The 12,874-nt window shown below is 63.8% G+C and carries 10 protein-coding genes and 1 rRNA gene; 6 read left to right on the forward strand and 5 right to left on the reverse strand.

Annotated features, from left to right (window positions below; translation table 11 throughout):
- A 16S ribosomal RNA gene (locus F464_RS0115450) occupies positions 1-104 on the reverse strand; the annotation flags it as partial.
- Between the two features lie 452 nt (positions 105-556).
- A complete protein-coding gene (locus tag F464_RS29980; RefSeq protein ID WP_157353811.1) occupies positions 557-1,939 on the reverse strand; it encodes a hypothetical protein in 1,383 nt (460 codons plus the stop codon).
- Between the two features lie 232 nt (positions 1,940-2,171).
- On the opposite strand from F464_RS29980, the gene F464_RS0115465 reads away from it, so the two are divergent.
- The gene (locus F464_RS0115465) at positions 2,172-2,966 is read left to right on the forward strand and encodes a thymidylate synthase (protein ID WP_018990746.1); all 795 of its coding nucleotides are present in this window, start codon (positions 2,172-2,174) and stop codon (positions 2,964-2,966) included.
- Positions 2,963-3,463, forward strand: coding sequence for a dihydrofolate reductase (locus tag F464_RS0115470; RefSeq protein ID WP_018990747.1), 501 nt, complete (start codon positions 2,963-2,965; stop codon positions 3,461-3,463). The genes F464_RS0115465 and F464_RS0115470 overlap by 4 nt, the downstream gene beginning before the upstream one ends.
- Positions 3,464-3,514: 51 nt before the next feature.
- On the opposite strand, the gene F464_RS0115475 is transcribed toward F464_RS0115470, so the two are convergent.
- The 3 genes from F464_RS0115475 to apbC form a co-directional block, all read right to left on the reverse strand.
- Entirely contained in the window at positions 3,515-5,767 is a 2,253-nt protein-coding gene (locus F464_RS0115475; protein WP_018990748.1) for an arginine/lysine/ornithine decarboxylase, read from the reverse strand.
- A 141-nt stretch (positions 5,768-5,908) separates the two neighbouring features.
- Complete coding sequence (gene dcd, locus F464_RS0115480; RefSeq protein WP_018990749.1) at positions 5,909-6,475, reverse strand: dCTP deaminase; 567 nt, start codon at positions 6,473-6,475, stop codon at positions 5,909-5,911.
- Positions 6,476-6,585: 110 nt separating this feature from the next.
- Positions 6,586-7,677 (reverse strand): iron-sulfur cluster carrier protein ApbC, encoded by a 1,092-nt coding sequence (gene apbC / locus F464_RS0115485; protein ID WP_018990750.1) that lies wholly within the window; start codon positions 7,675-7,677, stop codon positions 6,586-6,588.
- A 167-nt stretch (positions 7,678-7,844) separates the two neighbouring features.
- On the opposite strand from apbC, the gene F464_RS0115490 reads away from it, so the two are divergent.
- The 4 genes from F464_RS0115490 (at position 7,845) to F464_RS0115505 (ending at position 12,752) form a co-directional block, all read left to right on the forward strand.
- The gene (locus F464_RS0115490; protein ID WP_026296039.1) at positions 7,845-8,417 is read left to right on the forward strand and encodes an OmpA family protein; all 573 of its coding nucleotides are present in this window, start codon (positions 7,845-7,847) and stop codon (positions 8,415-8,417) included.
- Between the two features lie 78 nt (positions 8,418-8,495).
- Positions 8,496-10,646, forward strand: coding sequence for a methionine--tRNA ligase (metG, locus tag F464_RS0115495; RefSeq protein WP_018990752.1), 2,151 nt, complete (start codon positions 8,496-8,498; stop codon positions 10,644-10,646).
- 131 nt (positions 10,647-10,777) lie between these two features.
- Complete coding sequence (locus tag F464_RS0115500; protein ID WP_026296040.1) at positions 10,778-12,469, forward strand: SulP family inorganic anion transporter; 1,692 nt, start codon at positions 10,778-10,780, stop codon at positions 12,467-12,469.
- 13 nt (positions 12,470-12,482) lie between these two features.
- Positions 12,483-12,752, forward strand: coding sequence for an acylphosphatase (locus F464_RS0115505; protein WP_332309975.1), 270 nt, complete (start codon positions 12,483-12,485; stop codon positions 12,750-12,752).
- Positions 12,753-12,874 lie beyond the last annotated feature (122 nt).

A 12,874-nucleotide genomic window follows, 5' to 3' on the forward strand; every position in this document is an offset into this window, starting at 1 on the left:
GTTCGCCACTCGCCGGCAGGCCGAAGCCCCCGCTGCCGTTCGACTTGCATGTGTAAAGCATGCCGCCAGCGTTCAATCTGAGCCAGGATCAAACTCTTAAGTTCAATCCAACAAAGCACTCAAAGAAATCATTACTGACTTACATATGAGCACTCAATCTTTGCAACATTAAAACCGCCGAAGCAGTTCCGGTCGCGCCAACCAAGCACCCACACTTATCGGTTGTCCAATTTTTTAAAGAACCGCTGCCGTTGCAGCGAGAAAGAGATTCTGACAAACCTTACCGCTTTCGTCAAGCACCGCAGCAAACTTTTTTAAATCCGCCGCCGCACTACCCATCTCTTTCCTGCCCCCACCGCCACCAACGAATCCGCTGCAGCGCTGAAGAGGCGCGAATTATATAGAGCTCTTTTGAACCGTCAAGGGTTTCAACCAAATTTCTTTCCCGCGAAATTCGGCGGATCGTGCGCCGCATGAAAGACGCCCGCGCGACGCGCTCACGCACATCGACGCCTGCAGGCTGGCGTCACCCGTGTGCAGACAAAGAAACCACGCTCTAGAGGACCTGATAAACGCGAAGTTCGAAGCCCTCACCGGAGTACGACGCATCGAGCGGCTTGAGCTTCTGCACGCTGCCGTTGCCCGTGACAAAGAGGGGAACGGTTGGGGTTCCGAGCACACGCAAGGGCACGATGATCCGCACGGCCTCGCCGCGTAACAGGGGGTCGCACAGCAGCACCTCGGCGGGCCGACGTCCGTCATCGACGTGGACAAGTGCGGGCTTGCGCGACAATACCTCCAACCCCACGTGCGTCGCCCCCTCGCCCACGGTCCAGGCTCGCCTCACCAGCGCCAGTTGCCACCCTTGCCCATCGACGGAGTGAATCCCGACGAGTTGACCGACGCTAACCGCCCCGTTCGCGGCGACCGCGCCCAGTCCGCCACGGCTGAGGTCGCGAAGTTTCCATTCTTCGCGGCGCACATCGTGCTCGCCCGCGAATACTCGCCGGAGTTCATCGATACCGGCGACCGCTGCGAGCGTTCCCGTGATGGTATGGCGCCTGTGGCGCCTGACGGGGGGAGTTGCCGACCAGTGCTGCAGGAGATGATCCAGGGCCCGGAGGTGAAGCGATGAAACTTCGACGTCAGCCGGGGAAGGCGGGAGTTGGGCGTCCGCAGTGGCTCGGACCCTCCCCTCGCGGAACATTTCAGGGGCGACACCCGGCGCGAAGAACCAGGCTCCTGCAACAGTTTCTGAAACGCCGAGGAGTCTGCGCGGCACGCCTCCGCCTTGCGGATCGACAAAATGGGTCGCCCCCTCGAAGACCTCGGGCTCGAATCGCACGACCGGCACGGACAGGCGCAACAGCCGGTCCACCGCAGCCAGCAACTGCGGCGGAAGGAGATCGAGCGATGCAGTGCACGCTGCGAGCGCTCTGATGTAGTGAAATTCGACGGACTCTTCCGAAGCCATTACCGCCGGCACCGGGCGTGCATCCAGGGAGCTGCGATCGCCTGCTGCATGCATGAAGGCCGTTCCCAGCCATCGCCATAGATGCGCATGCGGGGGCCCCCCGCTGCACCGCTCCCAGATCGCCCGTTCGGCACCCGCGCGGACGAGACGCAGACGGAGGTCTGCAATGACATTGCGCCCCAGTATGCCGTCCCGGCCACCGCCATATGTACTCAGACAGCGTTCGAGCTGATCGAGCAGGGATCCGGACATGTCGCGCACGGCATGCAGCAGGGGGCGACAGTCCCGCGAGTCTCCGAGCGTTGCGAGAGTTTCGCGAACGCGTGCAACAAACCCATGAACGACTTCATCTAGGCTTGCGATGACTCGGTGCTGATTCTCGAGATCGGTCGCGTCCTGCCGGGACAGATCCGCCAGCTCGCATTGGACCGCCCTGATTTCGCGCAGCAGTTCGGAAACCTTCACGTAATCCGCCCCGGCACGTGCGTTGGCTGGACCTGCCTGCGTCGGGGCGACGGTCGGTTCCTGTGGCACGCTGGCTCCCCGGATCACCACGCAATCTCCATAAGCTGACCGACCGCCCCTCTACCCGGCTGTTTTGTAACAAGGCTAACACATGCCTGCGCCAGTAATTCGTGACGACTTGTACGCTCCACCGACGATGTAGAATCGCGCTCTCTCGGCGACGGACTCATACATGAAACAGTATCTGGACCTGATGCGGCACGTTCTCGAACACGGCCACCGGAAGGCGGACCGCACCGGCACCGGCACATTGTCCGTGTTCGGCTGGCAGATGCGCTTCAATCTCGACGAGGGCTTCCCCCTGCTGACGACGAAGAAGCTGCACATGCGCTCGATCATCCATGAGCTGCTGTGGTTCCTGCAAGGCGACACGAACATCCGCTACCTCAAGGAGAACGGCGTGTCGATCTGGGACGAATGGGCTGACGCGGACGGCGATTTGGGGCCGGTGTATGGAAAGCAGTGGCGGCGCTGGGAGACGGCGGACGGGCGAACGGTGGACCAGCTCGCACAACTGATCGACGGTCTGCGGCGCAACCCGGACTCACGGCGCCATATCGTCTCGGCGTGGAATCCGGGCGAGGTCGAGGGCATGGCGCTTCCGCCATGTCACGCATTGTTCCAGTTCTATGTCGCCGGCGGACGCCTGTCCTGCCAGCTGTATCAGCGCAGCGCCGATATCTTCCTCGGCGTGCCGTTCAATATCGCTTCGTATGCACTGCTGCTGCAGATGGTGGCGCAGGTATGCGATCTCCAGCCGGGGGACTTCGTGTGGACCGGGGGCGACTGCCATCTTTACCTGAACCACATCGAGCAAGCCAAACTTCAGTTGTCGCGTGAGACGCGCCCGCTGCCGAAGATGAACGTAAACCCGGACGTTAAGGATATTTTCGCGTTCCGCTTCGAGGATTTCGCGCTCGAAGGATACGACCCGCACCCCCACATCAAGGCGGAAGTGGCGGTATGAACGCGACGCGGCCGGAAGTTGTGCTGATCGCCGCGGTCGCCCTCAACGGGGTGATCGGTCGGGACAATGCGCTGCCGTGGCGCCTGAGGGCGGATCTCGCGCACTTCAAGGCGACGACCACCGGGCATCCGGTCCTGATGGGACGCAAGACCTGGGAATCGCTGGGCCGGCCGCTTCCCGGACGGCGCAACCTGGTCGTAACGCGGGACGGATCGTATGCCGCCAGCGGGGCGGAGGTTTTTGCGAGCCTCGACGCCGCCCTTGCCGCCGCCGGAGGTGGGAAGGTTTTCGTGATCGGGGGAGCTGAAATTTACCGGCAGCTGCTCGAACGCGCGGACGGCCTGGTGCTCACCGAGGTCGGAGCGGAGGTCGACGGCGATGCCTTCTTCCCCGACTTCGACCGTTCGCTCTTCACCGAAACCCGCCGCGAGTCCCACGCCCCGGACGCGAACAACGAATTTCCGTTCGACTTCGTCGAATACCGACGCAAATCCTGACCCGGACCGGGTGCTGCGGCTTTGCGCCGCAGCCGCCCGGTCCCGAACTGCTCAGTCCTGCTTGACGCAGTCGACAAAGTAGTCGACGCGGCCGTTCGACTGCTCGCGCACGAAACCGTGGATGTCGGTCTCAAAGCCCGGGAAGGCGGCGTTGAAGTCGCGCGCGAATTTCAGGTAGCGCACGATGGTCGCGTTGAAGCGCTCGCCCGGGATCAGGAGCGGGATACCCGGCGGATACGGCGTGACGAGCATCGCGGTGACCCGCCCTTCGAGTTCGTCGATCGCGACGCGCTCGATTTCGCGGTGGGCCATCTTGGCGAAGGCGTCGGCGGGTTTCATCGCGGGCACCATGTCCGAGAGGTACATCTCGGTGGTCAGGCGTGCGACGTCGTGGGCCTTGTAGAAGGAATGGATCTGCGCGCAGAGATCCTTCAGGCCGACCTTTTCGTAGCGCGGGTGCTTGGCGATGAAGTCGGGCATGACGCGCCACAACGGCTGATTGCGGTCGTAGTCGTCCTTGAACTGCTGCAATTCCGTCACCAGCGTGTTCCAGCGGCCCTTGGTGATGCCGATGGTGAACATGATGAAGAAGGAGTACAGGCCGGTCTTTTCGACGATGATGCCGTGCTCGGCGAGGTAGCGCGTGAGGATGCCGGCGGGGATGCCGGAGCCGTCGAAGTCGCCGTCGACGTCGAGGCCCGGGGTAATGATCGTGGCCTTGATCGGATCGAGCATGTTGAAGCCGGGCGCGAGGTTGCCGAAGCCGTGCCAGCGCTCGCCCGCGTTGAGCATCCAGTCCTCGCGCTCGCCGATGCCTTCCTCGGGAAGGTATTCGGGCCCCCACACCTGGAACCACCAGTCCTCGTCACCGAACTCGGCGTCGACCTTGCGCATCGCACGGCGGAATTCGACCGCCTCGGACAGCGATTCCTCGACGAGCGCGGGACCGCCCGGAGGCTCCATCATCGCCGCAGCGACGTCGCACGAGGCGATGATCGCGTATTGCGGCGAGGTCGAGGTGTGCATGAGGTAGGCTTCGTTGAAGATGTCGCGATCGAGCTTGCGCGTCTGGGAATCCTGCACGAGGATCTGGGAGGCCTGCGAGAGCCCGGCCAGCAGTTTGTGCGTGGATTGGGTGGAGAAGATCATTGACGTCTCGCAGCGCGGACGGTCGGCGCCGATGGCGTGGTAGTCGCCGTAGAAGTCGTGGAACGCGGCATGCGGCAGCCAGGCTTCGTCGAAATGCAGTGTCTCGATCTGGCCGTCGAGCATCTCCTTGATGGTCTCGACGTTGTAGACCACGCCGTCGTAGGTCGACTGCGTGATCGTGAGGATGCGCGGATTCTTGCTCGCGGCCTCGCGGGCGAACGGGTTGGCCTCGATCTTGCGCTGGATGGTTTCCATCCGGAACTCGTCGATCGGGATGGGACCGATGATGCCGTAGTGGTTGCGCGTCGGCGTGAGGAACACCGGCACCGCTCCGGTCATGATGATGGAGTGAAGGATGGACTTGTGGCAGTTGCGGTCCACGACGACGATGTCGCCGGGCGCAACGGTGGTGTGCCACACCATCTTGTTCGAGGTGGAGGTGCCGTTGGTGACGAAGTAGAGATGGTCGCAGTTGAAGATGCGCGCGGCGTTGCGCTCGGACGCGGCGACGGGGCCGGTGTGGTCGAGCAGTTGGCCGAGTTCCTCGACCGCGTTGCAGACGTCGGCGCGCAGCATGTTCTCGCCGAAGAACTGGTGGAACATGTGGCCGACCGGGCTCTTGAGGAAGGCGACGCCGCCGGAGTGACCGGGGCAGTGCCAGGAATAGGAGCCGTCGGCGGCATAGTGCGTGAGGGCGCGGAAGAACGGCGGCGGCAGGCTCTCAAGGTAGTTCTTGGCCTCGCGCACGACGTAGCGGGCGATGAATTCCGGCGTGTCCTCGAACATGTGGATGAAGCCGTGCATCTCACGCAGCACGTCGTTCGGGATGTGCCGGCTGGTGCGGGTTTCGCCGTACAGGAAGATGGGGATGTCGGCGTTGCGGAAACGGATTTCCTCGACGAAGGCACGCAGGTCGGCGATCGCCTTGTTGGCCGCTTCCGGCGAAGAGAACTCCTCGTCGTCGATCGAGAGGATGAAGCCCGACCCCTTGCTTTGCTGCTGCGCGAAGGACGTCAGGTCGCCGTAGCTGGTGACCCCCAGCACTTCCATGCCTTCGTCCTGGATCGCCTCCGCGAGGGCACGAATGCCGAGCCCGCTCGCATTCTCGGAGCGGAAGTCCTCGTCGATGATGATGATCGGAAAATGAAAGCGCATTCCAGTTTCTCCAGCGTGCTGCCCTGCGGCATACGGGAATCATACCCGTGAGTGGTTTGCTCCCGTGTTACCGGAAAGCAAAGGGCCGTCAGACGGCCCCTGTCGATGATCGCTCCGTGCGAGACGGACCGGATGGTCGGATCAGATCTTCGGCAGCGTCACGCCGGTCTGGCCGAGGTACTTGCCGCCACGGTCCCGGTAGGACGTTTCGCACACTTCGTCCGACTCGAAGAACAGCATCTGCGCGATGCCTTCGTTAGCGTAGATTTTTGCGGGCAGCGGGGTCGTGTTCGAGAATTCGAGCGTCACATGACCTTCCCATTCGGGCTCGAGCGGGGTGACGTTCACGATGATGCCGCAGCGCGCATAGGTCGACTTGCCCAGGCACACGGTCAGGACGCTGCGCGGGATGCGGAAGTATTCCACGGTCCGTGCGAGCGCGAAGGAGTTCGGCGGGATGATGCAGACGTCGCCGACGAAGTCGACGAAGTTGCGGGCGTCGAAATCCTTCGGATCGACGATCGTCGAGTTGATGTTGGTGAAGATCTTGAATTCGTTCGCACAACGGACGTCGTAGCCGTAGCTCGACGTGCCGTATGAGACGATCTTGCCGCCATCGTTGTGGCGCACCAGCTCGGGTGCGAACGGCTCGATCATCCCGTGCTGTTCCGCCATGCGGCGGATCCACTTGTCGGACTTGATGGACATGGGGGCGCGTCTTCCTCGGCGACCGGTCCGGCACCGGCCGGACGCGAAAAATCCGCGTAGTTTAGGGCAAGCGCCGCCGGATAAAAAGCAATTCCGACGGCGCCCGCGCGTCAGGTGTTCTTGACGACGATATTGGGGAATTTGTGGGTCATGTCCTTGGCTTTCTCGGCCACATGCACGGCCACTTTCCGCGCGATTTCACGGTAGATGCCGGCGATGCGCCCGTCCGGGTCGGCGACGACGGTGGGCGTGCCACTGTCGGCCTCCTGACGGATCTGCAGGTCGAGCGGAAGGGCGCCGAGGAAGGCGATGTTGTAGTCCGCACAGAGCTTTTCGCCGCCGCCGGTGCCGAAGATCGGCTCCTCGTGGCCGCACTTCGAACAGATGTGGATGCTCATGTTCTCGACGACGCCGACGATCGGAACGCCGACCTTCTCGAACATTTTGAGGCCCTTGCGCGCATCGAGCAGGGCGATGTCCTGCGGCGTGGTGACGATGACGGCGCCGGTGAGCGGCACGCTCTGCGACAGCGTGAGCTGGATGTCGCCGGTACCCGGCGGCATGTCGACGATCAGGTAGTCGAGATCGGTCCAGTTCGTTTCCTTGAGCAACTGGTTGAGCGCCTGGGTGGCCATGGGGCCGCGCCAGACCATCGGCGTCTCGACGTCGACGAGGAATCCGATGGACATCGCCTGCAGGCCGTGCGCCTCGAGCGGCTCCATGGTCTTGCCGTCGAGCGAGTGCGGCTTGTGCTCGCCGATGCCCAGCATCTGGGGCTGCGACGGACCATAGATGTCGGCATCGAGAATGCCGACGCGCGCCCCTTCCGCCACCAGCGCGAGCGCGAGGTTTGCGGCAGTAGTGCTCTTGCCGACGCCTCCCTTGCCGGAGGCCACCGCGATGATGTTCTTGACGCCCGGCAGGAGCTTCACACCCTGCTGCACGGCATGGGCGACGATCTTGCTGCTGACCTTGACGTCAACCAGCTCGACGCCCGGCAGGGTGCGCACTGCGCCGACGACCAGGTCGCGGATCAACGCGAACTGCGTCTTGGCGGGGTAGCCCAGCTCGATCTCAAAACTCACGCTTCCGCCGGCCACCTGAAGGCCACGGATGCACCGGGACGACACAAGGTCCTTGCCGGTATTCGGATCGACAACGGTTTTGAGCACTTCGGTAACGGACTCGGGGGTGAGACTCATGACTGGCTTCCTCGGGGATCAGGGGCCCGCATGCGGGGCGACAAGAACTGCATCATACCGAAGGCGGCGCCGACGCTCACCCTCGGGCGCAAAAGGGTCATTACCCCGAGCGCGACGCGGTAAAATCCGCGCCTCGCACGACTGCCATCATTCAGGACATCACGAGCATGACCCGTTTCCAGGCATTGGCGCTTTCCGCGTTGATCGCGCTGCTTTCCGCGTGTGCCACGCCGTCCGAGCCGCGACAGGAAGCCGCGTCCGCCCCCCAACCCACACGAGTGCCGGGCGGCAATCTGCCGAAGGTTGACTGGAGCGCGGAACGGGCGCGGATTACGCGTGCCTTGAGCGGCGCCAACGATCTCTCCGTGATCACGCGCAACGACGGCAACCTGCAGCTGTTGATTCCGGGCGCCGAGGCCTTCGCCCGCGATGGCGTCGAACCTCGGCCAAACCTCAAGGCGACGCTCGACCGCATCTCGACCGTGCTGAACGAGACGCCGGGGACCGAGATCCTGGTCATCGGCCACACCGACGGCGTCGGCAGCGAACTGCACAACATGCAGCTCTCGATCCGTCGCGCCGAGGCGGTCGTCGAATACATGCGCGTGCGCGGTATCGCCCTGACACGCCTGCAGGCCGACGGCCGCGGCGAGACCGAGCCGTTCGCCGACAACGGCACCGAAGCCGGACGCGCCAAGAACCGCCGCGTAGAAATGATCGTCCGCCCCTTTACCCGATAGCACCCTGGTTGCGCCCGGACCGAGCAGTATGGCGTGGCGCGTTTGTTACACTCCCGTTTTCGATTCCTGAATCCGCACATGTCCCGCAAGATCCTCGTCACGAACGCCCTGCCCTACGCCAACGGCGACATCCACCTCGGCCATCTGGTCGGATACATCCAGGGCGATATCTGGGTGCGCTATCAGCGCATGCGGGGAAGCACGGTGCATTATGTGTGCGCGGACGACACGCACGGCACGCCGATCATGTTGCGCGCGGAGAAGGAGGGGATCACTCCCGAATCGCTGATCGGGCGCGTACATGGCGAACACCTGCGCGACTTCACCGACTTCGGTGTCGCATTCGACAACTACCACAGCACGCACAGCCCCGAGAACCGCGCGTACGCTGAGGAGGTGTACAAGCGGCTCACGGCGGCGAAGCTGATCGACACGCGCTCGATCGAACAGTTCTACGACCCGGTGAAGGAAATGTTCCTGCCGGACCGCTTCATCAAGGGCGAATGCCCGAAGTGCGGCGCGGGGGACCAGTACGGCGACAACTGCGAAGTGTGCGGCGCGGCGTATGCGCCGACGGAACTGAAGAATCCGTACTCGGCAGTGTCCGGCGCGAAGCCGGTGCTCAAGACTTCGGAACATTACTTTTTCCGTCTGTCGGATCCGCGCGCGGTCGCCTTCCTGCGCGAATGGACGCGCGGGACCAACACCGCCGGCACCCGCCGCCTGCAGGCGGAAGCCGCGAACAAGATGAAGGAATGGCTCGGCGAAGATGGTCAGGAGGGCGAGAACACGCTGTCCGACTGGGACATCTCGCGTGACGCGCCCTACTTCGGCTTCGAGATCCCGGGCGCGCCGGGCAAGTATTTCTACGTCTGGCTGGATGCGCCGATCGGCTATCTGGCGAGCTTCCGCAACCTTGCGGACAAGCGTGGCGACATCGTCGTCGATGACTTCGTCGATGCCACGCATGCGGAAGCGGCGGGAACCGAGATGGTGCACTTCATCGGCAAGGACATCCTCTACTTCCATGCCCTGTTCTGGCCGGCCATGCTGCAGTTCGCTGGCCTGCGCACGCCCTCGCAACTGTGCGTGAACGGCTTCCTGACCGTGGACGGCGCGAAGATGAGCAAGAGCCGCGGCACCTTCATCACCGCACGCTCCTACGTGACGCAGGGCCTGAACCCGGAATGGCTGCGCTATTACTTCGCAACGAAGTCGAACGGGACGATGGAAGACGTCGACCTGAACCTCGACGACATGATCGCGAAGGTCAATTCGGACCTCGTCGGCAAGTACGTGAACATCGCCAGCCGCTGCGCGGGTTTCATCACGAAGCGCTTTGAAGGCAAGCTCGCGGCAGCCGATGTCGCGGCGACGGCTGCGTTCAAGGCGGCCTACGAGGCCGGGAGCATCGCGCAGGCCTACGAGGAGCGCGACTACGGCCGCGCACTGCGCGAAATCATGCATCTCGCAGATCTCGCGAATCAGTACGTGAATGACCAGAAGCCGTGGGAACTGGCGAAGCAGGACGGCCGCGAGGATGATCTGCACGTCGTGTGCAGCACCGCACTGACGCTGTTCCGCGACCTCACCCTGTACCTGAAGCCGGTGCTGCCGGCGCTTGCGGCCAAGGTCGAGAGCTTCCTGGGGATCGCCCCGCTGGGGTGGCGGAACGAATGGCAGGCCCTGCCGGTCGGCCACGTGGTCAACGTTTACGCCCACCTGATGACCCGCGTCGAGCGCAAGCAGATCGACGCTCTGCTCGAAGCCAACCGCGACTCGCTCGCCCCGGCCACCGCCGCGGCAGCGCCCGATGCGAAGACCGCGTCGTCGCAGCAGCGCCACGCGGAGAAGCAGCAGCATGCGGCGCAGACGGCTGAAACGGCCTCTCCGCACATCTCGATCGACGATTTCATGAAGGTCGACCTGCGCATCGCGAAGATCGTCTCCGCCGAGCATGTGGAAGGCGCCGACAAGCTGATCCGCCTGCAGCTCGACATCGGCGAGGACAAGCCGCGGCAGGTGTTCGCGGGCATCAAGTCAGCCTACGATCCGGCATCGCTGGTCGGGCGTATGACGGTGATGGTCGCCAACCTCGCGCCACGCAAGATGAAGTTCGGCATGAGCGAGGGGATGGTGCTCGCCGCGTCCGATGCGGACGGCAAGACCGGCGGGCTCTACATCCTTTCGCCGGATGCCGGCGCCACTGCGGGGATGCGCATCAAGTAAGCAACAGGGTCGCAGCCCGATGCCCCTCACTCCCTCGAAACGCTGGATCGTGCGGCAACGCACGGCGCCCGGATGCTGGTACTGGACCAACACCACGGGTACGCAACAGCACGCAGAGGAATCGAGGAGGCATCGTGATCAGTTTTCGCCCCAAACTGTTTGACACCCTGTCCGGCTACGGGCGGGGTCATTTCACCCAGGATTTTTCCGCAGGCATCACCGTGGGGGTGCTCGCCCTCCCGCTGGCGATGGCATTCGCGATCGCCAGCGGGATGAGCCCCACGGCCGGCATCTGGACCGCCATCGTGGCCGGCTTCCTGATAGCGATGCTCGGCGGCTCCAAGGTCCAGATCGGCGGCCCGACCGGGGCCTTCATCCCGATCATCTACGCCATCGTCGCCGACTACGGCGTGCAGAACCTGCTGATCGCCACGATGATGTCGGGCGTCATGCTGTTCGCCATGGGCGCATTCCGCCTCGGCAACATGATCCGCTTCATCCCGGTATCGGTCGTGATCGGTTTCACCAATGGCATCGCGATCGTGATCTTCATCTCACAGATCAAGGATTTCCTCGGGCTGTCGATCGAGAAGATGCCCGGCGAGTTCTTCGGCAAGATGGAGGCGCTGCTCGGCGCCGCCCACACGATCCATCTTCCGACGGTCGCCGTGTCGGTCGCCTCGCTCGCGGTGCTATTGACCTGGAACCGCGCTGCGACGCGTGTGGCATGGATGCGGCGGCTGCCGGGACCGCTCGCGGTGCTCCTGATCGCCACCGCGATCAATGCGTTCGTCCAGCTTCCTGTCGATACCATCGGCAGCCGCTTCGGCGGCATCCCGCAGCAGGTGCCCCCTTTCGGCCTGCCCGCGCTGTCGCTGGGCACGCTCGGCAAACTCATCGCGCCGGCACTGACGATCGCCCTGCTCGGTGCGATCGAGTCGCTGCTGTCGGCCCGCGTCGCGGACAACCAGATCGACGACCGGCACGATCCGAACCAGGAGCTGATGGCGCAGGGCATCGCCAACGTGGCCGCCCCTCTCTTCGGCGGCTTCGCGGCCACGGGCGCAATCGCCCGCACAGCGACGAATATCCGCTCAGGCGGGCACACTCCGGTCGCCGGCATCATCCACGCGCTCGTCCTGCTGGCCGTGGTACTGGCGCTTGCCCCGCTCGCGAGCCACATTCCGCTGGCGACGCTGTCCGCCATCGTGGTCATCGTGTCGGTGAACATGGGCGAATGGCACGCTTTCGCATGGAAAGAGCTCACGCGGTACTCGCGGCAGTACCGCATCATCCTGCTGGGAACCTTCTTCGTAACGGTAGTGTTCGACCTGACGCTGGCGGTCGAGCTCGGCATGGTTCTCGCGAGTCTGTTCTTCATCTACCGCATGTCGGATCTCACGCGTGTCGAGCGCATTGCGCTGGAGGAGTACTACGGCGTCGAGGCCCTGTCGCGCCCCGACGGCACGCCGCGCATCCTCGCCTATCGCGTATTCGGCAGCCTGTTCTTCGGCGCGGCGAACAAGCTGGAGAACCTGATGCTGATGCAGGACGGGCATCCCGACGCGCTGATCCTCGACATGGAGAAGGTCATCAACATCGACACCACCGGCCTCGACATGCTGCAGGCGCTGCACCGTGCGTTGGAAAAGCGCGGCGCGCAACTGATCCTGTGCGACCTGAACGCACAGCCCGCCTCGATCGTCCAACGATCGGGATTCGGCGAGACGATCGGACGCGAGCATCTCGCCGGCAACATCACCGACGCCCTGCTGCGCGCGCAGCGCTGCGGGGGCCGGGACGCGGAGGTGTCCTATGCATGAAACGGATCATGTCGTGCGTCACCTGATGATTCAGGGGCAGGTTCAGGGTGTAGCCTTTCGCGCGAACGCCCGGATGGAGGCCGAACGTCTGGGCCTGTGCGGCTGGGTACGCAACCGCAGCAATGGCTGCGTCGAGGCGCTGGTCGCGGGACCTTGCGCCGCGGTCGAAAGCTTTGTTGCCTGGGCTCGGCGCGGACCGGCCCTGGCCCGCGTCGATCACGTCGAGATCAGCTCCGGCGCGGCGCCGGAGCACGCGGAATTCGTGACCCTGCCGACGCTCTGACCGCGCACCGGTCCGGGGTCGCGGAGGCTGGCATGAGCTTCCATGCACTCGATAGAAATTTTCTATCGAGCAGCCATGCAAAAGGCAATTGGAACTTTCCAGATCGTGGCAACATAATCCTC

The organism is Aromatoleum toluclasticum ATCC 700605, from assembly GCF_000378245.1.
GTDB classification, from domain to species: Bacteria; Pseudomonadota; Gammaproteobacteria; order Burkholderiales; family Rhodocyclaceae; genus Aromatoleum; species Aromatoleum toluclasticum.